The 24,531-nt window shown below is 71.0% G+C and carries 17 protein-coding genes; 9 read left to right on the top strand and 8 right to left on the bottom strand.

What is annotated here, in order from left to right:
• Positions 1–4: 4 nt before the first annotated feature.
• Both ACFPZ3_RS08015 and ACFPZ3_RS08010 read right to left on the bottom strand, forming a co-directional pair.
• A complete protein-coding gene (locus ACFPZ3_RS08015; protein ID WP_379513321.1) occupies positions 5–3,238 on the bottom strand; it encodes a discoidin domain-containing protein in 3,234 nt (1,077 codons plus the stop codon).
• Entirely contained in the window at positions 3,235–4,623 is a 1,389-nt protein-coding gene (locus ACFPZ3_RS08010; protein ID WP_379513320.1) for a glycoside hydrolase family 43 protein, read from the bottom strand. Before ACFPZ3_RS08010 ends, ACFPZ3_RS08015 begins: the two co-directional genes overlap by 4 nt.
• Before the next feature lie 315 nt (positions 4,624–4,938).
• Between ACFPZ3_RS08010 and ACFPZ3_RS08005 the strand changes: the two genes are divergently transcribed.
• Positions 4,939–5,730, top strand: a complete 792-nt coding sequence (locus ACFPZ3_RS08005; protein ID WP_379513319.1) for a dioxygenase family protein — start codon at positions 4,939–4,941, stop codon at positions 5,728–5,730.
• On the opposite strand, the gene ACFPZ3_RS08000 is transcribed toward ACFPZ3_RS08005, so the two are convergent.
• Positions 5,707–7,677 carry a GTP-binding protein gene (locus ACFPZ3_RS08000; protein WP_417629157.1) on the bottom strand — a complete coding sequence of 657 codons (1,971 nt, stop codon included), beginning with the start codon at positions 7,675–7,677 and terminating at the stop codon, positions 5,707–5,709. The genes ACFPZ3_RS08005 and ACFPZ3_RS08000 overlap by 24 nt on opposite strands.
• 154 nt (positions 7,678–7,831) lie before the next feature.
• On the opposite strand from ACFPZ3_RS08000, the gene ACFPZ3_RS07995 reads away from it, so the two are divergent.
• Positions 7,832–9,817: an amino acid transporter gene (locus ACFPZ3_RS07995; RefSeq protein WP_379513317.1), complete on the top strand. Its 1,986-nt coding sequence runs from the start codon at positions 7,832–7,834 to the stop codon at positions 9,815–9,817.
• Here the strand turns inward: ACFPZ3_RS07995 and ACFPZ3_RS07990 are convergent.
• Positions 9,814–9,963 carry a hypothetical protein gene (locus ACFPZ3_RS07990; protein ID WP_379513316.1) on the bottom strand — a complete coding sequence of 50 codons (150 nt, stop codon included), beginning with the start codon at positions 9,961–9,963 and terminating at the stop codon, positions 9,814–9,816. The genes ACFPZ3_RS07995 and ACFPZ3_RS07990 overlap by 4 nt on opposite strands.
• A 178-nt stretch (positions 9,964–10,141) precedes the next feature.
• Between ACFPZ3_RS07990 and ACFPZ3_RS07985 the strand changes: the two genes are divergently transcribed.
• Together ACFPZ3_RS07985 and ACFPZ3_RS07980 are read left to right on the top strand one after the other, a co-directional pair.
• Positions 10,142–10,714: a TetR/AcrR family transcriptional regulator gene (locus tag ACFPZ3_RS07985; RefSeq protein ID WP_379513315.1), complete on the top strand. Its 573-nt coding sequence runs from the start codon at positions 10,142–10,144 to the stop codon at positions 10,712–10,714.
• Between the two features lie 66 nt (positions 10,715–10,780).
• Positions 10,781–11,914, top strand: coding sequence for an FAD-dependent oxidoreductase (locus tag ACFPZ3_RS07980; RefSeq protein ID WP_379513314.1), 1,134 nt, complete (start codon positions 10,781–10,783; stop codon positions 11,912–11,914).
• Here ACFPZ3_RS07980 and galK read toward each other — a convergent pair.
• Entirely contained in the window at positions 11,901–13,028 is a 1,128-nt protein-coding gene (gene galK / locus ACFPZ3_RS07975) for a galactokinase (protein ID WP_379513313.1), read from the bottom strand. The two genes, ACFPZ3_RS07980 and galK, sit on opposite strands and share 14 nt — an antisense overlap.
• Positions 13,029–13,071: 43 nt before the next feature.
• Here galK and ACFPZ3_RS07970 point away from each other — a divergent pair, with 43 nt between their 5' ends.
• Positions 13,072–13,866 (top strand): 1-aminocyclopropane-1-carboxylate deaminase/D-cysteine desulfhydrase, encoded by a 795-nt coding sequence (locus ACFPZ3_RS07970; protein ID WP_379513312.1) that lies wholly within the window; start codon positions 13,072–13,074, stop codon positions 13,864–13,866.
• Here ACFPZ3_RS07970 and ACFPZ3_RS07965 read toward each other — a convergent pair.
• The gene (locus ACFPZ3_RS07965) at positions 13,839–14,510 is read right to left on the bottom strand and encodes a DUF6766 family protein (protein WP_379513311.1); all 672 of its coding nucleotides are present in this window, start codon (positions 14,508–14,510) and stop codon (positions 13,839–13,841) included. The two genes, ACFPZ3_RS07970 and ACFPZ3_RS07965, sit on opposite strands and share 28 nt — an antisense overlap.
• 79 nt (positions 14,511–14,589) lie before the next feature.
• Positions 14,590–14,970, bottom strand: a complete 381-nt coding sequence (locus ACFPZ3_RS07960) for a hypothetical protein (protein ID WP_379513310.1) — start codon at positions 14,968–14,970, stop codon at positions 14,590–14,592.
• A 42-nt stretch (positions 14,971–15,012) separates the two neighbouring features.
• Here ACFPZ3_RS07960 and ACFPZ3_RS07955 point away from each other — a divergent pair, with 42 nt between their 5' ends.
• Entirely contained in the window at positions 15,013–15,516 is a 504-nt protein-coding gene (locus ACFPZ3_RS07955; protein WP_379513309.1) for a DinB family protein, read from the top strand.
• A gap of 9 nt (positions 15,517–15,525) precedes the next feature.
• On the opposite strand, the gene ACFPZ3_RS07950 is transcribed toward ACFPZ3_RS07955, so the two are convergent.
• A complete protein-coding gene (locus tag ACFPZ3_RS07950; protein ID WP_379513308.1) occupies positions 15,526–16,074 on the bottom strand; it encodes a hypothetical protein in 549 nt (182 codons plus the stop codon).
• Between the two features lie 122 nt (positions 16,075–16,196).
• Between ACFPZ3_RS07950 and ACFPZ3_RS07945 the strand changes: the two genes are divergently transcribed.
• From ACFPZ3_RS07945 to ACFPZ3_RS07935, 3 genes are read left to right on the top strand one after another with little or no spacing between them, the layout of a single operon-like run.
• Positions 16,197–21,260 (top strand): tetratricopeptide repeat protein, encoded by a 5,064-nt coding sequence (locus ACFPZ3_RS07945; protein WP_379513307.1) that lies wholly within the window; start codon positions 16,197–16,199, stop codon positions 21,258–21,260.
• A gap of 44 nt (positions 21,261–21,304) precedes the next feature.
• Positions 21,305–22,006, top strand: coding sequence for a TetR/AcrR family transcriptional regulator (locus ACFPZ3_RS07940; RefSeq protein ID WP_379513306.1), 702 nt, complete (start codon positions 21,305–21,307; stop codon positions 22,004–22,006).
• Complete coding sequence (locus tag ACFPZ3_RS07935; protein ID WP_379513305.1) at positions 22,003–24,492, top strand: PEP/pyruvate-binding domain-containing protein; 2,490 nt, start codon at positions 22,003–22,005, stop codon at positions 24,490–24,492. Before ACFPZ3_RS07940 ends, ACFPZ3_RS07935 begins: the two co-directional genes overlap by 4 nt.
• Positions 24,493–24,531 lie beyond the last annotated feature (39 nt).

Genomic DNA, 24,531 nt, shown 5'->3' with positions numbered 1-24,531 from the left:
CCGGTCAGCTCCCGTAGGCCTTGACCTCCAGCAGGCCGACGGAGCTGGTGCCGTTCCCGGTGAGCAGCACCCGCAGGCGGGTGGTACCGGTGGCGGAGAAGGTGACGGAGTTGTAGCCGTTCTTGGTCAGCGTGTACGCCGAAGCGCCGGGCATGTCCACGTACGCGCTGCCGTTCCAGTACTGCAACTTCCACGACGCCGGCATGTCGATGCCCTCGTCATCGTCGAAGAAGTACACCTCCGCCCGGTTGAGGGTGCGGGCCGACGGCCAGGTCAGCTCCACCCACTGCTGACCGGTCTCCGGCCAGCAGCCCCAGCGCGGATTGACGGTGTCGTTGGACGAGGGCGGGTCGATCCCGTCGTTGACCGCGGCCACGCTCTCCCAGGAGGAGGTGTTGGACGCGGTCGCCGTGGCCGACGACGCCAGGTTCGACGGGGGCTGCACCCCGCCCCGGTTGTGGACCTTGATCTCGGTGAGGCCGGTCCTGGCGCCGGAGGCGGCTGTGGTCAGCACCCGTACCCGCTGGGCGGTGACGGCGGGGAACTGCACCACGTTGTAGTTGGCCCGTGGCGCGGCCGGTGACTTGGCCTGGGAGGGCACGCTGGTCCAGGTGCTGCCGTTGAGGTACTGGATGTCGTAGGAGGCCGGGGCCCGGTAGGTGGCGCTGGCCGGGCGGCTGTCCTTGAAGTAGAGCCGCACCTCGTTGAGGGTGCGGGCGGTGCCGAAGTTGAGCTCGTACCAGTCCTGGCCGGCGGTGTTGCCGCCCCAGAACGGCTCGTTGATCGGATATCCGTCGACGGCGCCCGCGGTCGAGCTGCCGGAGGCGGTGGTGGAGGCCGTGGCGGTGGCGCCGGCGGCGAGGTTGGTGAGGTTGGCGGTCAGGTCCACGCCCGCCTTGGCCAGCATGTCCACCATGCGGGCGCTGGTCTGGGTCACCTGCGACGGCGACTGGAGGCCGGGGACGGCGACGTGGTAGGTGGTGGTGCCGTTGGTCGTGACCGCGCCGGTGGCCGGGTCCCAGGTGAAGGGCACCAGCGTGGACACCGTGGCCGCGCGGCTGCCATTGACGTAGATCGAGTAGCCCTCGGGCACGCCGGGGTAGCGGACGACGCCGTCGGCCGGGTCGTCCCAGACGATGGTCAGGTCGGCGTTGCGGTAGCGCAGGTTGTTGACGGTGAAGTGGGTCCAGCCGATGTTGATCGGCGACAGCTCGACCTTGGCGTCGTTGCGCGGCCGCAGCCCGGCGACGTCCTCGATGACGGTCCAGTTGCTGCTGCCCAGGATGTTGTGGTGGATCCAGGAGCGGTAGGCGATCGAGGAGCCGTTCCAGTCGGCCCAGAACTCGTTGGCGTCGGGCCACTGGGTGTTGCCGTTGACGTACTGGGCCCAGGCGTTCCAGTAGAGCAGCTTCTTGTACCAGGTCGCGTCGATCCACTCGTTGGAGTAGTTGCGCAGCACCGAGGACAGGAGGCGGAACTGGACGGTGGAGTTGATCGTGGAGAAGTTGTTGCTGCCGGTGCCCGAGGCCGCCTTGTCGGCCTGGTTGGCGGTGTAGAAGGGGAAGATCGGATACTGCGCCGGGTCGTCGAACAGGCGCAGCGCCTGCTTGTAGGTGGCGGTGTTGGGGATCGCGCCCACGGCGAACGGGTAGTAGTTGTTGATCTCCTTCCACGGCACCCATTCGTTGGTGGACTTGAGCCGGTGCTCGAAGAGTTGCCTGCTGGGGTTCCAGAGCACGTTGACGATGGCGTTCTGGATCTGGGTGGCGAGCGTGCGCAGCTCGGTGGCCTTGGCGGTGTTGCCGATCGCCTCGTACGCCTGCGCGGCGGCCAGCGCGCCGCTGTACTGGTAGGCGGCCTCGGCGCGGTCCATGCGCCCCGCCTTCCAGTGGAAGGACACGGCGTCGGCGTCGTTGCCGGTCAGGGCGCCCCAGTCGTACTCGATGAGCTTGTTGTTGTCGGTGTCGTAGTAGGCGAGCTGCCCCTTGACGTCCTGTTCGGCGTAGCGGGCCAGGTTGGCGGCGATGCCGGGCTGGCCACCGTGGATCTGGTAGCTCTTCCAGGCCGCCTCGCCGATGTACTGCGTGTAGCTGTTCGACCAGTTCTCCGGGTCGCCCGGGTTGTCGAGGAAGCGGCCGTTCTTGGAGATCTGGCCGACGCTCAGCCAGTCGCCGTAGGCGTAGATCGGGTTGCGCAGGTACTTGAGGTCGTCGATGTGCATGGGCTGCGTGAGCGCGATCGCGTTGTTGTAGCCCAGCACGCCCTCGGTGGAGGTGGGGAACTGGAAGGTCTGCCCGGGGATGTCGGCGTCGAGGTTGTTGAAGCGCATCAGCCACCAGCGGTAGTAGATGTTCTTCTTGATCGCCGGCTCGGGCACGTCGATGTAGGGCACGTTCTCGGCCCACCAGCGGTTGTACGCGCGCACGTGGGTGGCGAACGCGGTGGCCGCCGAGTAGCCGGCGTAGGCGTCGTAGTCGGTGCGCGAGGCCGGGATCTCGTTGGTGACGAAGCCCATGACGACCTTGACCGTCACCGTGGCACCGGCGGCGACCGTGACCGAGCGGTTGAGCCCGCCGCTGGAGACCGTGAAGCCGTCGCCGGTGAGCCTGGGGTAGATCGTGGTGAGGTTGTTGTAGGCGTTCACCTGGCCGGTCAGCTCGCTGCCGCTGCCGCTGGTCGCGTACGGGGAGGTGGCCCTGAGCTGCAGCGTCGTCGAGGCGGAGCCGCCGTTGGTGATGGCCAGGTTGGCCACGGCGACGTTGTTGTCGGTGATGAACTTGGTCTGGTCGACCGTGACCGAGCCGCTGGTGTGCCGGCTCTTCCAGTAGCTGGGCGCCTGCCAGCGGGAGTTCACCTGTTCGGTGAACGTGCCGGGCGTGACGGCGACGGTGAAGGCGTTGTTGTTGCTGATGCTCTCCCAGTACGCCACCTGCCCGGCGAACCCGAGCGTGCCCGGTGTGTGCGTCTTCATGAACAACGCCCGGCCGCGCGACATGAGCCAGGTGCCCGCGGGGTCGTTGCCGGGACGGGCCAGCAGGCGGTCCATCCAGAAGTCGGTGCCCGAACTCTCGGCGTCGTAGATGGCCTGCATCATGTTGCCGGTCGTGTACGACCCCGGCGCCGCGGGCACGGCCGGGCCGCCGAAGGACGGGTAGCCGATGGTCTGGTCGGCGTGCGCCGGTGCGCCGGCGACGAGTAAGGCCGCCACCAGCAGCAGGGCTGACAGGACACGTCTCATGAGAAGGCCCTCCATTCGAGCACGCCGGTCGAGTAGCCGGATCTGGAGGTGATGTTCAGCCGCAGCCGGGTCGTGCTGACCGCGCCGAACGTGGTGGCGTTGAAGGTGTTGGCCGCCACGCCGCAGCCCGACTGGTTGGGCACGTTGACGTAGGCGCTGCCGTTCCAGTATTGGACCTGGCAGGAGGCCGGCAGGTCGATGCCCTGGTTGTCGTCGAACCAGTAGACCTCGGATCTGGAGACGGTCCGCGCCGTCGGCCAGCGGTACTCGAGCCACTCGGTGCCCTGGTGGTTCCAGTTGCCGTAGGCGCCGTGGCTGTGGTCGGCCGAGTTCGCCGGGGTGTAGCCGTCGTTGACCGCGCCGAGCGTCTCCCACGAGGAGACGTACGAGGTGGACGGCGTGGCGCTCGTGGCCAGGTTGCCCGGGGTGGTCGGGCCGCCGGTCTGCACGACCTTCTGCATGGTGCCGTCGGCGTTGAAGTAGAGCTTGTCGATCGTCGCCGAGCGCCGGAAGTTGCCCCCGCCGGGGCTGGCGGCGTTGTGGTAGACCATGTACCACTGACCCTTGAACTCGACGATCGCCGGGTGGTTCGTGGTCGAGCTCACCTGGTCGAGCACGACCCCGCGATGCGTCCACGGGCCCATCGGGTTGCTCGCGGTGGCGTAGCGGATGCACGCGTAACCGGGCGCGGAACAGGCCGAGTCGTTGGCCGCGTACGCGAGGTAGTAGACGCCGTTGCGCTTGAACATCCAGGGTGCCTCCCAGAAGTTCGACACGCCGCTCGGGGTGACCACCGAGCCGTTGATCGTGGTCATGTTGGCGTTGAGGCGGGCCGCGCGCAGGCCGTAGTAGGAGCCCCAGTACATGTAGACCTGGCCGTCGTCGTCGGTGAAGACGGTCGGGTCGATGTTCAGCGGGGAGGAGCCGGGTGTGCTGTCGCTGATCAGCGGGCCGCCCTTGGCATCGGTGAACGGGCCCGTCGGGCTGTTGCCCACGGCCACGCCGATGTCCATCCAGCCGGCGCCGTTGCCGTTGACGGGGACGTACCAGTAGTAGCGGCCGTCGGCGCCGCGCTCGACCTCGCCGGCCCAGGCGTCCGCGCCCGCCCACGAGAAGTTCGAGATGGCCAGTTTGGCGCCCTGGTCGGTGAAGGTGGCGGCGTCGGAGGAGGTGAAGACGTGCCAGTCGCGCATGACGAAGTTCGTGCCGCCGGTCGGCGCCTCGTCATGGCCGGTGTAGAGGTACAGGGTGTCGCCCACGACCAGCGCGGCCGGGTCGGCCGTGTAGATCGCGGTGGTGATCGGCGGGCCCGCGAGCGCGGGCCCAGCGTTGGCGGGCAGGAGGAGGAGTGCCGCGGCGAGGGCCGCCGCCCATCGTCGTCTCATGAGTTGGCCCCTAGTGTGAGCGCTAACATGACTGACTCGGGTTGACCTAAAAGGTTTTCGGGACCGTAGAACGGCTTGCCGAAGGCTGTCAATCGTCCACTGCAACTCGATGCAGCACGGTTGAACTGGTTGAATGCGATCGCATGCCCGCTGATCAGCTAGCGAACGCTTGGTTACATTTCCATATCGACCGAAAAGGCTTTCGACGCATGGCGTTACGAATGCGCAGGTCAGCGCATAGGGCGCGCCTGCACGGAAAGTTCCCCCGCCCATGAGAGGTTCCGGTTAGTAGCTCCTGACCTTCAAGGAACTTCCGTGGGACACGATCACGAAGGCCGGGTCAGCCGGCGCGGGCTCATCACCGGAATCGGCTCGCTGAGCCTCGGTGGCCTGTTCACCGTCGGCGCGGACGCCACGTCCGACCCCGACACGTACGCGAAGGCGACCGCGTTGTTCGCCAGGGCCCAGACGTGCAGGCTGACGCCCAGCACGATGCAGGGCCCCTACTACTTCGAGACCGGCACGATCCGCAGCGATCTGCGCGAGGACAGGAAGGGCGTGCGGCTGCGCCTGGCACTCAAGGTGCAGGACGGCGCCACGTGCCGGCCGCTGCCAGGGGCGGTGGTGGAGATCTGGCACTGCGACGCGGCCGGGCTCTACTCGGGCGCGGAGACGGAGTCGCTCAGCGTGCTGGGCGACAGCAGCCAGGTGAAGATCGACGCCGGGAAGAAGTTCACCGACATGAAGCCCTCGGACCGCAAGCGCTACCTGCGCGGCGTCCAGATCGCCGACTCCGGGGGCATCGTCCGGTTCACCACCATCTGGCCGGGCTGGTACCCGGGCCGCACCGTGCACATCCACGCGATGGTGGTCGTGGACGACAAGCGGGCGCTCTGCACCGAGCTGATGTTCCCCGAGAAGGTCAACGGCAGGGTGCTGGCGGCGGCGCCGTACCTTGAGCACGAGAAGAAGCGTGACACCTACAACGGCAACGACCCCATGTACAAGGACGACATGATGACGCACGTCACCCAGGACGGTGACGGCTACCTCGCCGTCATCGTCCTGGCCACCGATCAGGGACTAGACACGGCGCACGACGTGTAGGAGGTACTCCTTCCTGTCGAGCGGGTTGTGGTCGGTGCGGGGGCGTTCTGGGATCGGGCCGCGTACGGGCTGGTAGCGGTCGAAGACGCAGGCCAGCACGCCCTCGCCGCGGGTCAGCCCAGGCAGCCGCTGCTCCAGCTCATGTACGCGCGCCGCCGGGATCTCTCCCTCCACCAGCGACGACAGCCGCGTGCGCGGGATCGCGCCGAGCCGGGCCAGCAGGGGCAGCACCGGGCCCAGCGTGTCGGGCGGCAGTTCGAGGCGGAAGCGGTGCGCCGGCTCATGCACCGTGGTCCCGGCCCGGCTCAGCGCGGTCATCAGCACCAGCGGGACCAGATTGCGGAAGTCGCCCGCGGTGCTCGACATGCTCTTGTCGAAGACGCCGCCTGAGTGGCTCTGCCTGGCCCAGTAGCCCGAGTGTGTCAGGGTGACCACGCAGTCCACGACCGCCCAGCCGCGCAGGCCCTGCAGAAGCGTCTGGCCCACCGTCTCCTCGATCGTGCGCATGAACGCGTACGGCAGCGACCCCAGCTCCACCTCCAGCCGGAACACCACCCCGCTGCCGGCCTCGCCCGGCTCGACGCGCAGGCCGAGGGTGGCGAGGAACGGGTTGGGCTCCACGCCGATCACCTCGTACGCGGCGCCGGTGCCGTTCGGGCGCTCGACGCAGATCGTGGTGGTCTCACGGAAGGTGACGTCGAGGCCGAAGTCGTTCATGAGGGTGTCCTGGATGACCTCCTTCTGCACCTCGCCGTAGAGGGAGACGGACACCTCCTGCCGCAGGTCGTCCTGGCGCAGGGCGATCAGCGGGTCCTGCTCGGCGAGCTGGGTCAGCGCGAGGTGCAGCGCGCCCCGGTCGGCGGGGCGGCCGGGGACCACGACGGTCTCCAGCGTCGGCGGCGCGAAATGCCCGCCCGTCCCGCCCCTTCCCGGCTCACCCTTTCCCGGCTCGCCGATCGTGTCGCCGACGCGGACGTCGGCCAGGCCCCAGAGGCGGGCGATCCGGCCCGCGCCCACCTCCTGCCGCCGCACCGAGGCGCCGTCGTCGAAGACGCTGATCGCCGTGACCTTGCCGGAGCCGAGCGGGTCGCGGGTGCGCAGGGTGCCGCCGAACATCCGTACGTAGGCGATCTTCTCCCCCGCCGGGCCGCGCTCGACCTTGAAGACGGTCCCCGACACCGGCCCTCCTGGGTCGCCCTGCGCGGCGGGCAGCAGCTCCCTGATGCCCGCGATCAGCGCGTCCACCCCGGCCCCCGTGATCGCCGAGCCGAAGAAGACCGGGTGCGCCAGCGCCTGCCCGGTCTGGGCCACGAGCTCGGCGCGCAGCCGGTCGTGGGAGAGCGAGTCCTCCTCCTCCACGTACGCGGCCAGCAGCGCCTCACCGCGCACCGACAACACCTCCACCAGGTTCGCGGCGAAGGCGGCCTGTCCGTCGAACGGCGTGAAGTCGGCCTCCGCCGTGCCCAGCCCGGAGGCGGACCCCATGGCGACGACGGCCGGGGAGAGCTTGGCGGCCAGCTCGCGCAGCACACCGTCGTCACGGGCGCCCCGGCGGTCGATCTTGTTGACGAAGACGAGCGTGGGGATGCCGAGGCGGCGCAGCGTACGCATGAGCACGCGGGTCTGCGGCTGCACGCCCTCCACGGCGGAGACGACCAGGACGGCGCCGTCGAGCACGCTGAGCACCCGCTCCACCTCGGCGATGAAGTCGGGGTGGCCGGGTGTGTCGATCAGGTTGACCGTGGTGTCGCCGACGGCGAAGGAGACGACCGCGGACTTGATCGTGATCCCGCGCCGGCGCTCCAGGGCCAGGGAGTCGGTCTGGGTGTTGCCGTCATCGACGCTGCCGACCTCGTCGATGGCGCCGGCGGCGTACAGCAGCCGCTCGGTCAGGCTGGTCTTACCGGCGTCTACATGCGCCAGGATCCCCAAATTGAGCATTCGCACCGAACGTCATGTCCTCTGATTGGATGGCTCCTTCTGTCTCGGGGGACAGGGCAGTCGCTCGCATTTCCACTCCTCAGAGTCGTCCGGTCAGAGGTCAGCACACCAGAGCGGATCTCGCCGTGGCAACCTATTTACCCCCCGCTATGGTGGTCCGGTGAACGCTAGCGGTGGGCTCGCCATCCCCGAAGTGGTCGAGAGCCCGACCAGGACCACAACCCCGTCGAGAGGCCTGACGGGGTGGCTGCTGCGGCACCGCGTCCAGCCGGTCGGACCCGAGACCGCCGAGGGAGAGGCCCATCCACAACCCTGGTGGAAGGTCATGTGCCTGACCGGCGTCGACTACTTCTCCACCCTGGCCTACCTGCCCGCGATCGCCGCGCTGGCCGCCGGGGCGCTGTCGCCGCTGGCCACGCTGCTCATCGTGGCGCTGACGCTGCTGGGCATGTTGCCGATGTACCGGCGGGTGGCCAAGGAGAGCCCGCACGGGCAGGGGTCGGTGGCGATGCTGGAGCGGCTGCTGCCGTTCTGGCGGGGCAAGCTGTTCGTGCTGGTGCTGCTCGGGTTCGTGGCCACGTCGTGGATCATCACGATCACGTTGTCGGCGGCCGACGCCTCGGTGCACCTCCTGGAGAACCCGTACGCGCCGGGCTTCCTGCACGGGCACGCGGTGATCATCACGGTGGTGCTGCTGCTGGTGCTCGGCGGGGTGTTCCTGCTCGGCTTCACCGAGGCTGTCGGGGTGGCGATCCCGCTCGTGGCGCTCTTCCTCGCGCTCAACGCCGTGGTCGTCGTCGTCGGGGTGATCGGCGTGCTGGGCTCGCCCGACGCGCTGTCACGCTGGACCGAGGCGCTGACCGCCGGCTCCGGAGGCGGCGTGGGCGGCCTCATCGGGCCCGCCGTGCTGGCCTTCCCGCTGCTGGTGCTGGGGCTGTCCGGGTTCGAGACGGGCGTCAGCATGATGCCGCTGGTCGCGGCCGAGGGCGGCGACGCGCACTCCCGGCTGCGCTCGCGCATCGGCAACACCCGCAAGCTGCTGACCTCGGCGGCGCTGATCATGAGCGTCTACCTCATCGCGACCAGCTTCGTGACCGCCGTGCTCATCCCGGCCGAGGAGTTCAGACCGGGCGGGGCGGCCAACGGCCGGGCGCTGGCGTACCTGGCCCACGAGCGGCTCGGCGAGGTGTTCGGCACCGCCTACGACATCAGCACGATCCTCATCCTCTGGTTCGCCGGCGCCTCCGCCATGGCCGGGCTGATCAACATCGTGCCGCGTTACCTGCCCTCCTACGGCATGGCGCCCGAGTGGGGCCGCGCCGTGCGTCCCGTGGTGCTGGTCTACACCGGCATCTGCGTGGTGCTCACGATCGCGTTCGACGCCGACGTGGACGCCCAGGCCGGCGCCTACGCCACCGGCATCCTGGCGATGATGGTCTCCGGCGCCGTCGCGGTGACGATCTCCGCCCTGCGCCGCCGGCAGCGGGGGGCCGTCGCCGGGTTCACCGTGCTGACCCTCGTCCTGGTGTACGCACTGGTGGAGAACATCAGGGAGAAGCCCGACGGCATCGCCATCTCCGCCCTGTTCATCCTCGGCGTGATCGTCATCTCGCTGATCTCACGCGTCTCCCGTACGACGGAGCTGCGCGCCGACCGGATCGAGTTCGACAAGGCGGCGCGGCGGTTCGTGACCGACTCGCTCGACCACGACGGGGCGCTGAACCTCATCGCCAACCGCCGCCAGACCGGCGACAAGCCGGAGTACGACGTGAAGGAGAGCGAGCAGCGCGGCATGAACCCCGTACCCGGGCGGGCCGACGTGCTGTTCCTGGAGATCGACGTCATCGACCCCTCCACGTTCAGCGACGTGCTGCGGGTGCGCGGGGTGGAGGTGGGCGGGCACCGGGTGCTCCGGGTGGAGAGCCCGGCCGCGCCGAACGCCATCGCCGCCGTCCTGCTCGCCCTGCGCGACGCCACCGGGGTGCGGCCGCACTGCTACTTCGAGTGGGCGGAGGGTGCGCCGCTGATGCACCTGTTCCGCTATCTCATCCTGGGACGCGGTGACACGGCTCCGGTCGTACGCGAGATCATCCGGTCCGGCGAGCCCGACCCGGCGCGGCGGCCGGGCATCCACGTCGGCGGTTAGAACGCCTCCAGCTCGGCCCGGTCCTCGTCGGTCAGACGCAGGCCGGCGGCGCCATGCCCGGCGGAGGGCCAGGTGTGCAGGCCCGGCCTGAGCAGCCCGGCGGCCGGCGGGAAGTGAGCACGAAGGCCACGTCCTGCTCCTCGCACGCCCGCAGCACGTCCTCGCCGCCCCCGGTCGTGTGGCCCGCCGCCAAGGTGTGCATCGGAGACCGTGCCTCGCGCTGACCGCTTCACAACTCCCGGACAGGAGCGGGGAGAGAGGCCGTGTATGATTTTGGGCAGATGCCCAAGTTGTTTGCCCAAGCCGTTCGACCAAGAGGAGACCATGTCAGCCCAGAACTCCGCCGATCGCGGCAAGGACACCCGCCGGCGGCTGCTCGACGCGGCCGCCGCCCTCGTCCCCGAGGTCGGCTGGGGCGGCGTGACGACCAGACTCGTCGCCGAGCGGGCGGGGGTGGCGCCAGGCGTCGTCCACTACCACTTCGCCTCAGTGACGGACCTGCTGGTGGCGGCCGGGCTCGGCGTCACCGAGGGCCTGCTCGACCACCTCGCCGCCGAGTTGTCCGAGCGGCCGGGGATCGACGAGGGCGTGGACTGGCTAATGGGCGAATTGTCCCATTACAGCGGAACCGACCCCGCCTCCCTGCTGGTGGTGGAGATGTTCCTGGCCTCGACACGACTGCCGGACCTGCGCGAACGGCTCGCGGACCAGATCGGCCGGTTCCGCTCGACGGTGGCGTCCTGGCTGGTCGAGCGCGGCTACCGGGGCGACGCGGGCGCGGCGGCCGCGATGCTGGCGGCCTCGGTGGACGGGATCATGCTGCACCGCGCCCTCGACCCCGGCCTCGACCTGGCCGCGCTGGCCGTACCCCTGCGCGCCATGTTCGTCGCCCCCTGAGACACAGCCGCCCCTAAAGACACCCCTTAAGACACAGTCGCCCCCTGAGACACAGAGGAGAAACCAATGAAGGCTCTTGTCTGCGGCGCCGGGATCGCCGGGCTGACGCTGGCCTGGCACCTCGAACGGGCCGGTTGGGAGGTGGAGCTGGTCGAGCGGGCCGCGGCGTTCCGCGACGGCGGCTACATGATCGACTTCTATGGTCCCGGCTATGAGGTGGCCCAGCGGATGGGGCTGCGGGACCGGCTGCTGGCGGCCCGCTACCCGGTGAACGAGCTCAGCTACGTGAATCGCGACGGGCGGCAGACCAGCCACCTGGCCCTCACCTCCGGCCTGGAGGACGTGGTCAGCCTGCTCCGCGGCGACCTGGCCCGGGCCATCGCCCAGGACGTCCGCTCCCCCGTCACCTACGGCACCACGGTCGAGGCCGCCGACCAGGACGCCTCCGGGGTGAAGGTGCGTCTGAGCGACGGCACGACCCGCGAGGTGGACCTGCTCGTGGGCGCCGACGGCTCGCGTTCCCGGGTGCGGGAGCTGGCGTTCGGCGACGTGACGCCGCGCTATCTCGGGCACCGGGTGGCGGCATACGTCCTGACGGACCCCGAGCTGAGCCGCCAGGTCGGCACCCGCTACCAGATGCTCACGGAACCCGGCCTGATGGCCGGCGCGTACGCCCTGCGCGACGACCGCCTCGCCCTGCTGTTCCTGCACCGCGAACCCGACCGGGCCATGCCCGCCGACCCCGCCGCCGACCTGCGCCACCACTTCGGCGGACGCGGCTGGATCCTGCCCGAGGCGCTGGCGCGCTGTCCCGCCCCGCCGGAGCTCTACCACGACCTGGTGACGCAGGTGGAGATGGAACGCTGGCACCAGGGCCGGATCGTGCTCGTGGGCGACGCCTGCCAGGCGGTCTCACTGTTCGCCGGGCACGGGGCCTCCATGGCCATGGCGGCGGCCTGGGTGCTGGCCGACGAACTCACCTCGGGCGGCGATCTGACCGGCTACCAGGACCGGATGGCCCCGGTGATCACCGAGGTCCAGCGGTTCGGGCGCCGTTTCGTGCAGTGGATGGCCCCGTCGAACCGCTGGCGCATCGTCGCCCGCGACCTGATCTTCCGCTTCGCCGCCCTACCGGGCGCCGGCCGCCTGTTCGTCAACTCGCTCAGCCCCGGCGGTCACCACCTCATCAGTCCGCGCTGACGGGCAGGCGATGGGCGCCACGGGCCGGGACGGCGGGCAGGAAGCGGGGGGCCTCGAAGCCGCGTCGCGCGTATTCCGCCGTGACCGACTCCCGGACACTGTCCAGCCGCTCCGTGGGCACCAGCGCGACCGCAGAGCCGCCGAAGCCGCCGCCCGTCATCCGCGCTCCCCTGGCCCCGCCCTTGAGCGCCGCCTCCACGGCCACGTCCAGCTCCGGCGAGGACACCTCGTACTGGTCCCTGAGCGACAGGTGGGAGGCGTTCAGCAGTGCGCCGATCTCCGTGACGGCGCCCGCGCGGAGCAGGCCGATGAGGGCCTCCACGCGGTGGTTCTCCGTGACGACGTGCATGGTGCGCTTGCGCTCGTCCCCCTGAAGCCGGTCCAGCGCCCCGGCCAGGTCCGTGACGTCGCGCAGGGCGGCGACGCCGAGCTTGCGGGCCGCCGACTCGCACTCGGCGCGCCGCTTGGCGTATTCGCCGCCGGCGTGCTCGTGGTGCACCTGCGTGTCGATGATGAGCATGCTCAGGCCGTGGGCGGCCAGGTCGAGCGGGATGTTGCGGGAGCCGAGCGAGCGGCAGTCGAGGAACAGCGCGTGCCCCTCCTGGCAGAGGGCGGAGGCGGCCTGGTCCATGATGCCGCAGGGCATGCCGACGAAGTCGTTCTCCGCCTTCTGGCTGAGCAGGGCGAGGTCCATGGGCGTCATGCCCAGCTCGTGCACGTCGTTGAGCGCCGAGGCGACCGCGACCTCCAGGGCGGCGCTGGAGCTGAGCCCCGCGCCCTGCGGCACGTTTCCGTCGATCGCGATGTCGGCGCCCTTGACCCGGTCGCCCAGCATCTCGAGCACGCCGACGACGTAGCGGGTCCAGCCCTCGGACTCCGCGTGGGTGGCCATGGTGACCGGCTCGGTGGAGGAGGACTGGAGGGACAGCAGGCGGATGGTGTCGTCGGCGCGCGGGGTGAGGGCCGCCGTGACGCCCCACGGCACCGCGAAGGGCAGGACGAAGCCGTCGTTGTAGTCGGTGTGCTCGCCGATCAGGTTGACCCTGCCGGGAGCGTGCCAGACGGTCTGGGGGGACGCGCCATAGGCGGCACGAAAAGCTTCAACAACCCGCATAATCCAACACTCCTCAACAAGGGCCCGACCGTAGACTAGCGCCATGGAGGAACTCCCGGGTCCAGAGGCCGTCCGGGTGTTCCTGATGCACGACGACAACAAGCCGCGCAAGCTCAAGCACAACCTCGGACACCGGCGGCTGCTGACCTTCGGCGGGGCCTACTCCAATCACATCAGGGCCGTCGCCGAGGCCGGGGCGCGGCACGGCATCGAGACGATCGGGGTCATCAGGGGCGAGGAGCACCTGCCGCTGAACCCGTCGCTGGCCCGCGCGCTCGCCTGCGGGATGACGCTCACCTACCTCGACCGGGCCTCCTACCGGCGCAAGGACACCGAGGAGGTGCGGGCGCGGCTGCGCGCGCGATGGGGTGCGGACCTGGCGATCCTGCCCGAGGGCGGGAGCAACGCGGCGGCCGTGCGGGGGTGCGCGGAGCTGCCCGGGGAGATCGACGTGGACTACGACGTCATCTGCTGCCCCGTCGGGACCGGGGGGACGCTGGCGGGGATCTCGGCAGGACTGCCGGAGGGGAAGCGGGCGCTCGGGTTCGCGGTGCTGAAGGGCGCGGGGTTCCTGGAGGGGGAGGTGGACAGGTTGCAGCGGGAGGCGTACGGGCGTACGTGGTCGAACTGGTCGATCAACCTGGACTACCACTTCGGCGGGTACGCCAAGTCAACCCCCGACTTGAAGCGATTTATCGCGAAATATCAGGTTGAAGAGGTGTATGTGGCGAAGATGCTGTACGGGATCCTCGACCTCGCCCGGCAGGGCGCCTTCTCCCCCGGCACCCGCGTCGTCGCCGTGATCACCGGTCAGCCCTCGACCCCGGTGGTCTCGTGAGCCGCCCCCACCGGTTTCGACTCCGGCGAGCCCCGCTGGCGCAGGTAGATCGACAACACCACCATCGACAGGACGGCCAGCAGCTCCGACTGCCAGTTCTGCAGGCTCCGGTTCCAGAACTCGGCCGAGGTCACGTACGAACCCCACGAGACCGGATCGCGCAGGTCCGCGAGCCGATCCGAGTTGTACGCCGCCTGCCCCGCCACCGCCTGCGCCAGCCACGACAGCAGGAAGATCGTCCCCATCACCAGCCCCAGCGAGTTGCTGAACAACCACAGCCGAGCCCCCGTCGCCCGGGCCCAGCGCGGGGAGCTCCCGGTGGCATACCGCCCGATCCGCTGCTCCTCCTCGGACTCCTTCCCCGCCCTGTCCGTCTTCTTGGACTCGGGTGAGCCCTTCTGAACCAGCCAGACGGTCAGCATGATGAACAGGAAGAACTGCAGGTACTCGGACTGCCAGTTCTCCGCCACGTCCACCGCGAACGACGAGGAGGACACGTAGTGGAGCAACGAGACCGGCTCTGACCCCTCCGTCAGTTGCTGATCGTTGAACTCCGACATCCCGGCCAGGGCCTGCCCGCCCAGCGCCAGCAGGAACATGATCAGGAACGCCAGCGCCAGCGAGTTCTCCTTGAGCCACCTCACAACTTCGACCACCCCATCGCGAAGAACCACGCCAGCCCGAACACGATCAGCAGCAGGGTCAGCGTGAACATCACCCGCATCAGTCGTCCACCTCGCACTCGTACGGCAGGTCGCGCACCGGCCGGCAGCCCGCCGCCTTGATCCGCCACCCGTCGGTGAAGCGGTGCAGGAACAACGTGTCCCCGGCCAGCCGTACCTGCGCGTCCTCACCCCACACGCTGACCTGCGTGACCTGACCGGCGGGGCCGAACCGCAACCCCCGCAGCGCGTCGGCGCAGCTCTGGCCAGGGTCGGGCAGCCTGTCCGCCGTCGTGCGGGCGAGCAGCCCGCACGCGGCCTCCTCCTGATGCGCCGAGATCGCGGCGTGGAAGCGCTCCGCCGCCCGCGCCGGCGAGGCCGTGTCCACGGCGCAACCCGTCCCGGCCAGGACCAGCATCAGCACGACGAGCGCCTTTCCCATGCGCCCCCTGCTACCCACAGCTGATTCAGGCATGCTGGTCGGATGAACAGGATCGACACCCCCTCCTCCTGGGACGAGCGCAGCACGCTGAACGCCCTCCACGACTACGCCCGCGCCACGGCCGTCGAGAAGTGCGAGGGCCTGAGCGACGAGGACGCCAGGCGGGCGCCGCTGGCCACCTCGCCGCTCATGACGATGTCCGGGCTGGTGAACCATCTGCGATGGAACGAGCACTACTGGTTCGAGGTGATGTTCCTCGGAGGCGAGGACCGGGGGCCGTGGACCGACGAGGACCCCGACGCCGAGTTCACGGTGGAGCTCCAGGAGCCCCTCGCGCGGGTCATCGAGGCGTACGAGGCCCAGTGCGGGAAGGTCCGCGAGCTGATCGCGGGCATCTCACTGGACGAGCGGAGCCACGGCGCCGACAGCCGGGGCGACCACCTGACGCTCAGGTGGGTCATCGGTCACATGACAGAGGAGACCGCCCGCCACAACGGCCACCTCGACATCCTGCGCGAACTGATCGACGGCACCACGGGGAGCTGACCCCGCGGCTCAGCCGCCGAGCTGGTCGAGCACCGGGGAGACCAGGGCGTTGAGCTCGCGGGCCAGCACCACCACCGCCCGGTGCGCGCTCTGCTCGACCTCCATATGCGGCCCCTCGGGCTCCGGCGGCAGGTCGTCGAGCGGCACCGGGGCCTCGACGAGGAGCGAGGCACGCAGGAAGGGGATCCGGGCCAGGTCCTGCTGGGTCGGCTCGACGTACTGGCCGAAGGTCTCCTGCCAGCCCAGCCACCCCCGGTCCCGCCACCAGGTGCGGGAGCGCCGCAACTCCTCGGGGAGCGGTGAGACGATCCGGACGCGCGCGTAGAGGGTTCCGTCCCAGGTGTTGCGGTGGCAGGTCGCCTCAAGAACGCGCCGGTCCCACCGCACGAAGCCGGGGGTCAGCGACGGCGGGGTGGCCAGCTCCCACGCCGTGCACGCGAACCGCACGGGCGCGATGTCGCCCCATTCGAACTCGTCCAGGTTCTTGCGCACGTGCACGGCATAGCGCCCGTCACGGTCCCTGTCGAACTCCTGATCGATCCAGAACGCCTTGCCCATGGCCACTACGCTACGGCGCTCCCGGGCTTCACGGCGCGAGGACCGGAGATCTCGGAATGCGGTGTGACGAGAGTGACACATGTGTAGCTTTTTCACATTGTTGTATGACCTTGGAGTGATCAATGGCGTCAGAACAGCTCGACGCGGCCATGAGCCACTGGCAAGCGGGAGATATCGACCAGGCCGCCGCGCTGTTCAGGCAGATAGCGGCCACCGGGGACCCGGAGGCGTCCCACCTGCTGGCCGGGCTGCTGCAGGAGCAAGGAGACCTGGACGGCGCGGAGGCGGCGCACAGATCGGTGATCCAGTCGGGCGACCCGGTGTTCGGGCAGCGCTCGGCCATCGCCATGGGGATGATGCTCGTCAACGCCAAGGAGTGGGCGGCGGCGCACCGGGTGCTGATGATCGCCTCCGACGGCGCCGACTTCGAGGTGGCCGCGCTCGCGGACACGGCGCTGGTGCTGGTGTGCACGCAGTTGGGCGACGCGCAGGGCGCGCAGGAGTCGTTGGAACGGGCCCGCAGGTGTGACAGTTCCGCCGTGGCGGAGCTGGCCGCGCGGCTGGAGCTGCCCGAGTTCCACCAGGACCCGGCCTCGGCCCACGACCTGTTCGACGCGGCGGAGGACGAGGACGACTACCGGACGCTGCTGACCTGCGGCGACCCGGAAGTGGTGTCGCTGTCGGCGTTCCGGCTGTACCAGATGTACGCCGAGGAGGAGGAGTTCGGCGCGGCCCGAGAGGTGTGCGAGCACGCCATCGCCGTCGGCCACCCCGACCACCTGGCCATGGCGCACAAACTGCTCGGCGCGGTGCTGGTGGACCTGGGCGAGTACGCCGAGTCGGTCGCCGCCTACCGGGTGGCCGCCGAGGACCCCAGGCCCGACCTCCGGCTGCCCTCGCTCATCGAGCTGGCCAAGGTGACCGCGCAGCTCGGCGACGAGGAGGAGACGAAGGCGATCTTCCGCCGGGTGATCGCCAGCGGCCACCCCGAGTACGTGGTGCAGGCCCAGGCCTGCCTGGCCCAGATGCACACCGAGGCAGGGGAGCCCGCCGAGGCGCTGGCCGCGCTGCGTGCCGTGCTGGAGGCCGGCGAGGACGAGTGGGCCTCCATCTGCGTCACGCTGCTCGGCCTCCTCCTCGAACAGCACCCCGAGGCCCACGACGAGATCATGGAGCTGGCCGCGCTGGCGTCCCGGCACGAGGACCCCGACGCCGCGTTCAAGGCCACGCTGCTGCTGGAGCACGCCGCCAGGCAGCAGCCGCTGGCCGACCCCGTCGAGGAGCAGGCGCTCCAGGACACCGACGACGGCCTGGCCCACCTGCGGGCCGGTGAGGTGGACGCGGCCAGGCGGCTGCTGCGCAGGGCCGCCGACTCCGGCGCGCCCTCCCAGTCGCTGCGCGCCATGGTGACGCTGGCCGAGCTGGAGATGGGCGAGGGGGATCGGGAGCAGGCGGACGAGCTGCTGGCGTACGTGGCCGAGTGCGACGACGTGCTCCAGGGCTTCAACGCGGCGTTCCTGCTGCACCTGCTGCGCGGATCGGGCGAGGAGCCGCACCCCGTGCTGGGCGCGATGCTCGACCACCAGCGGCTGGGCCGGGAGGAGGGCCTGGTCCGCTACAGGAGCGCGATGGACCACCCCGATCCGGCCGTCTCCGCCATCGGGACCGCGGTGTTCGCGCAGGTGCTGGCCTCGATCGGGTACGAGCTGTCGGACGCGGCCGAGATGTTCAGGGCGGCGGCGGGCAGCGGGGATCCGTTGGCGTTGTCGTACACGGCGGTGATCTGCAGGGACGTGCTGGCCGACGAGGACGAGGCGGTCGAGCTGCTGCGCCGGGCCAGGACGGACGGGCATCCGGTGCTGGCGCCGTGGGTGGCGTACCTGCTGGGCGGGCTCTTCGCGGAGAGCGACCCCGGGCAGGCGCGGGCCGCGTACGAGGCGGCGTTGGAGACCGAGCACAAGGGCCTGCGTGTCGAGGCCGCCGCGGACCTGGTGGGCCTGTACGAACGGCAGGGCGACCTGCTGGCCGCGTGCCGCCTGCACGAGCGGCTGGTCGCCGAGGGAGAGCAGGCTCGTAGCGCGCTGCCGCTGGCGTTCACCCGGATCAGGCTCGACGATCTGGAGGCCGCGCGGGCCGCGTTCGCCCTGGCCTCCGACGAGCTCAGCGCGTTCGGCGGCCTGCTGCTCGACCGCGACTTCGACGCGGCGGCCCTGGCCTGGCCCGAGGGGGACGCGCGCGCGATGGCCACTGTGCTGGCCATGGAGTGCGCGCACGCCTGGCAGCGCGTCGGCCAGGCGCCCGCGGCCGAAGGCGCCCTGTCCCTGGTCGCCACGCTGGGCGCTCCCGACGAACGCCAGCAGGCGGGCTGTTTCCTGGGCGCCCTGCGCGGCGACGCGGGCGACCGCCGCGGCGCGGTCGCGGCCTTCCTGGGGGCCGTGGGCGACGACGAGCACCTGAACGGCGTGGCCCTCCGCTCGGCGGGCGAGCTCCTGCGCGGCCTCGGGGACCACGCCGAGGCGGTGAACGTGCTCACCCGCGTGCCGAACTCGGGAGACGCGGGCGCGCCGGACCCGGGCGACGCGGACATGCTGGACTCCGGAGACGCGGGCGCGCCGGACCCGGGCGGCGCCGACATGCTGGACCCAAGCGACGCGGACATGCTGGACTCTGGGAACGGCCGCGTGCCGGGCCCGGAGGACGAGCGGCTCACCCTGATGATCGGCGAGTCGCTGGTGGCCTGTGGCCGTGCCGAGGAGGCCCGTGGGCGGCTGACCGCCGCGTTCGGCGCCGAGGCGACGCTCCACCTCGCGAGGTTCCTGCGCGACCACGGCGACCCCCAGGCCGCGCTCGACGCCATGACCTCCACGCCGCCCGAGGTGACCGGGGAGTCCGAGCGGCTGCTCGGCACCCTGCTGGCCGCGACCGGAGACCTGGAGGCGGCCAAGGCGGCGTTCGAGCGGGCGGCGGCCATCGACCCCGCCTCCGAGCCGGAGACCATGCTGGCCGCGGGCCGCTGCCTGCTGGAGACCGGCGAGTCCGAGGCCGCGCGCTTCGCGCTGGAGCGGGCCGCGGCGCAGGACGAGGACACGTATTCGGCGGCCGTGGCCCGCCACCTGCTCGGCCGGTCCACCCAGGACGAGCTTCCCTGGGTGCTGGCGGCCGAGGGTGACCGGCCGGGCGCGCTGGCGGCGCTCACCGAGCAGACCAGCGACGAGCTCATGGCCGCCGTCCTGCTCGCGCTGGAGGCGGAGGACGTACAGGACCTGCGCCGCGCGCTGGCCGGGGCCGGGGGCAGGACGGAGGTGTTCCGCGAGGTCATGGCGCGGGGCCTGGCGATGGACGGCGACGCGGCCGAGCCGCTGCTCCGGCTGGTCGTCGAGCTGGGCGAGCCCGCGATCGCCGCCGAGGCCAGGATCGAGCTGGGCGCGATCCTGTCGAACGAGGGCCACCACGGCCGGGCCGAGCTGTGCCTCCTGCCCGCCACCGAGATCGCGGAGACGGCGGGCACGGCCTGGCGCTACCTCGCCGCCGTCCGCCACCGCCGCGGCGACCTCGACGGCGCGATAGAGGCCGCCGCGAACGCCCTGCCGGAGACCGCCGTCCTCGTGGCCGAGCTGCTGGAACAGCGCGGCGACACCGCGGAGGTACGACAGGTGCTGGCCGAGGGCGCGCAGGCGGGCGACCTGGAGTGCCACCGCCGCCTGCTGATCCACCTCCTCCAGGAGCAGGCCCACGAGGCCCTGGAGTCGGAGGCCGAGCTGGCGATCAGCACGGGCGACCCCGAGACGGTGGCGATGGCCTACTGGACCTGGGGCGACGCCTGCAAGGCCAGAGGCGACCAGGAGAACGCGGCCCGCATGTACGCCAAGGGCGTGGAGACCGCCTTCCCCGGCACCACGCCCAGCATGCGCGTGGACCTCGCCAGGGCCCTGAGGGAGCTGGGCGACAGGGCGGGAGCCGACCGTGAGATACGGCTGGCGGTCGAGTCCGGCGACGACGACGCGGTGGCCAGGGGCGGCGTGCAACTCGGCGTCTGGCTGCACGAGGAGGACGACCACCTGGGCGCGGCACGTGCGTTCGCCGCCGCGGCGGGCAGCGGGACCGACCTGGCCCAGACCGCGCTGAACAACCTCGACGCCCTCGCCTACCAGGCGTGCCGTCGCGGCGAGCACGCACTGGCCGTCGAGGTGTTGTCGCTGATGGGCGAGCACGCCGCCGAACAGGCCAGGGAGCTGGGGGACGTGTGCGAGGACCCGGCGGCGGTGCGGGGCTACTACGAGGTGGCCGGGACCGGGCCGTTCACCGAGCTGCGGGTGGCCGAGCGGCTGGAGGGCCTGGGCGAGATCGCGGGGGCCCGCGCGATCTACGAGAGCCTGAACGACCACGACGAGCCCGACGTGCGTTTCGTGGCGGGAGGCAGGCTGCTCTCGCTGCTCGACGCCGAGGGCGACGACGCGGCCTTCTACGACCTGGCCGAGCGTCAGGCCGGCGACGCCGACAGTCCCGTCCAGAGTGTGTTCGGCAGCCTGCTCGGCATGTTGCAGGGCCGCCAGGGCGACACCGAGACGTCGCTGCGCACGCTGCGCGCGGCGGCCGAGAGCGGCGAGCCGACCACGCTGAGCATCTTCGCCCAGTCCCTGACGGCGGCCGGGGAGGTGGAGGAGGCGCGGCAGGTGTACCTGCGGGTGCTGGACGCCGGTGACCACGACCTCGCGACGCGGGCCATGGTCGCGCTCGGGCAGACCTACCACGAGGAGGACGAGGAAAGCGCCCGCGCCTGGTACCGCAGGGGCGTCGAGGAGGGCGAGGGGCACACCAGCGCGATCGGCGCGATGTACCTGGGCGCGCTGGCCAAGCGGAGCCGGGACTTCCCCGAGGCGCTCACCTGGTACCAGCGGGTCATCGACTCGGGCGACTCCGAGTCGGGCATGGCCGCCGCGCACCTCGGCGAGCTGTGCTACTGGCTGGGCGACCGCGACGGGGCGCTGCGTTACTACGAGCTGACGCTGGGGCTGAGCGAGCAGACCGAGCTGGTCGCCGAGGCCGCCTACCGGCTCGGCGAGATCCGGTACGAGCGCGGCGACCTCGACCTGGCCCGCCGCCTGCTGGCCACGGCCGCCGAGACCGCCGACCCCTCGTTCGCCCCCGAGGCCGAGGCGCTCCTGGCCAAGCTTGCCATCAATTAAATGAACGATTAGTCTCATCCAGTCAAACAAATGGGGTGAGACGCATGACCAGACCGGGACGACCGCCGCAGGATCCGGCGCGCCAGCTCGAACGAGCGCACCGGATCCTCGACGCCGTGGCCGAGCTGGTCCTGCGCTGGGGCTACGACAAGACCACGATCGACGACCTGGCCAAGCGCGCCGGAGTCGCCAAGGGCACCATCTACCTGCACTGGAAGACCCGCGACGACATCTTCGCCGCGCTCCTGCGGCGCGAGCGGGTCCTCATGCTGGCCGAGGTGCGCGAGCGCGGCCCCGCCACGCTCAGCGAGCTGTTCGGGGAGATCTCCCGGGCGCTTCTGCGCCGCCCGCTGCTCCAGGCGGTGCTGACCGGCGACTCCGAGGTGCTCGGCAAGCTCACCCGCCAGAAGCGGCACAGCACGACCGGGTTCCAGCTCGACGAGCCCTTCGACGCCTACCTGGCGGAGCTGGTCGAGCACGGCGCGCTCCGCGCGGAGCCCCGCGAGCACGTGCTGGTGGCCACCTCGATCGTCTACGGGTTCCTGTGCCTGCCGCACGCGTCAAGACCGTCCGACGACCGCCTCGCGGACCTGGTCGCCGTCACGATCGAGCGGACCATGGGGACCGGCCGCACGCTGACCGACGCCAAGGCGAAGGCCGTCGAGCGGGCCACCCACGACTTTCTCGGCGCCATCGCCGAGGTCGCCGAGCGCAGGCTGGCGACGTCTCTTGGAGGTTTGAAGTGAAGGCCGTTCTCCCGCTCGACGACACCACGGCCGACCTCGCGACCGCAGGCGGCAAGGGCGCCTCCCTGGCCAGGCTGACCAGGGCGGGGCTGCCCGTCCCCGGCGGGTTCCACATCACGACCGGGGCCTATCGGGCGTTCGTGGCCGGGTTCCAGGACGAGATCCTGCGCGCGGCCGCCGCCGACCCCGGCTTGATCCCGTCGTTGTTCGAGGCCCATGACCTGCCCGGCGAGCTGGCCGAGGAGATCCTGCGGGCGTACAAGACGCTCGGCGACGACGTGCCGGTGGCCGTGCGCTCCTCCGCCACCGCCGAGGACCTGCCCGACATGTCCTTCGCCGGCCAGCAGGACACTTACCTCAACATCAGGGGCGACGCCCTGCTCGACGCGGTCAGGCGCTGCTGGGCCTCGTTGTGGAACGCGCGCGCGATCGCCTACCGCGACCAGAACGGCGTCCCGCACGACGACGTGGCGCTGGCCGTGGTGGTGCAGGAGCTGGTCGACGCCGACGCGGCGGGGATCATGTTCACCGCCGACCCCATCACCGGCGACCGCGACGACACCGTGATCAACGCCTCCTGGGGGCTCGGCGAGGCGATCGTCGGCGGCCAGGTCACCCCCGACACGATCGTCGTCTCCGGCGGCGCGGTCACCTCCTCCCGCCTCGGCGACAAGCAGGTCATGACCGTACGCACAGAAGCGGGCACGGAGGAGCGGCCGGTCCCGGAGGAGCTGCGCGGCGCGGCCGTGCTGGACGACGCCCAGGCCGAGGCGCTGGCCGGGCTCGGCGCCCGCATCCAGGACCTGTACGGCACCCCCATGGACGTCGAGTGGGCCAGGCGCGACGGCGCGTTCGCGATCGTGCAGGCCCGGCCGATCACCGGCGTCAAGCCGCGCCTGGAAGAGTGGAACGACAGTCTCAAGGGCGACTACCTGTGGACCGGCGGCAATCTGGGCGAGGCCATCCCCGACGTGATGACGCCGATCACGTGGTCGTTCGTGCGCCTGTTCATCAACGAGGCCATGTCCGCCACGGCGCTGCCGGGCTTCGACCTGGTGGGCAACATCGGCGGCCGGTTCTACATGAACCTTAGCGTCGTCTACTCGATGGCCAAGGCCCTGGGCATGAAGTCCAGGCTGGGCGCGGTCGAGCAGGTCTTCGGCAAGCTGCCGCCGGGCCTGGACGTGCCGCTGCTGAGCGTGCGGCGCTGGGAGGTCATCAAGCGCGTGGTGCCCATGGGCGTGCGCATCCAGCTCCGCGTGCGCGAGAACCTCAAGGCCATGCGCCCGTTCCTGGCCGCCTCCCCTGCCCGGTGCGAGGAGCTGCGCGAACGCGTCGCCCGCACCGGAGCGGGCGCCGAGCTGGCCGACCTGTGGGAGCGCGAGATCCGGCCGCACATGGTCACCTCCTCCCGCATGCTGGAGGCCGCCGGCCGCCAGGGCGGCGCCACGCTCGTCTGGACCCGCGACCGGCTGCGCAAGATGATGGACGAGGTGGACGCCGAGGCCATGCTCACCGGCGTCAACGCCGGGGGCGAGCTGGCCAGCATGGGCCCGGTGCTGGGCCTGTCCAGGCTGTCCCGCGGGGAGATCACCAGGGAGGAGTTCGCCCGCACGTACGGGCATCGCGGCCCCCACGAGTTCGAGGTCTCCAAGCCACGGCCCGGTGAGGACGCGGCGTGGATCGACGCCCAGCTCGCGGGCCTGCGCGACATGCGGGCCGACACCGAGGCGCTGCTGGAGCGCCAGCGCGCGGCCAGGGAACAGGCGTGGGCCCGCTTCGCCCAGCGCTATCCCGGCAAGGAGGCCAAGATGCGCGCCCGGGTGCGCCGCTGGAACGCGGTCGTGCGCGACCGGGAGACCGCGCGCTCGGAGAACATGCGGGCGTTCTGGGTGTTGCGGGCTTTCGTCGTACGCGCCGGGGAGCTGACCGGGACCGGCGACGACGTCTACTCCCTGTACCTGCCCGAGCTGCTGGCGCTGCTGCGCGGCGACCGTTCCGTGCTGGACAAGGTCCCGTCCAGGCGCGCCACCTACGAGGGCTACGCCGCCCTGCCGCCCTATCCCGCCCTGATCGTGGGCCACTTCGACCCCGTGCGCTGGGCCGCCGACCCCGATCGGCGGGCCGACGTCTACGACGCGCACGGCGCCGCCGCGCCGGTGAGCGACACCGTGACCGGCTTCCCCGGCGCGCCGGGCGTGGTGGAGGGCATCGCCCGGGTGATCTCGGGACCCGAGGACGGCGAGCGGCTCAAGCCCGGCGAGATCCTGGTGACGACGCTGACGAACGTGGGCTGGACGCCGATGTTCCCGCGCGCCGCCGCCGTGGTGACCGACATGGGGGCGCCGCTGTCACACGCCTCGATCGTGGCCCGCGAGCTGGGCATCCCCGCCGTGGTCGGCACCGGCAACGCCACCATGCGGCTGCACGACGGGGACCGGATCAGGGTGGACGGCGAGCGGGGCACGGTCGAGTTGCTGGAGTGAAAAGTCTGCGCCAAGTCGGCCGTCCGCGTGACCGGCGTG

It is taken from the genome of Nonomuraea insulae, assembly GCF_042656245.1.
The sequence above is the reverse complement of the archived record's forward strand: the minus strand, read 5'-3'. Positions and strand labels throughout refer to the sequence as shown.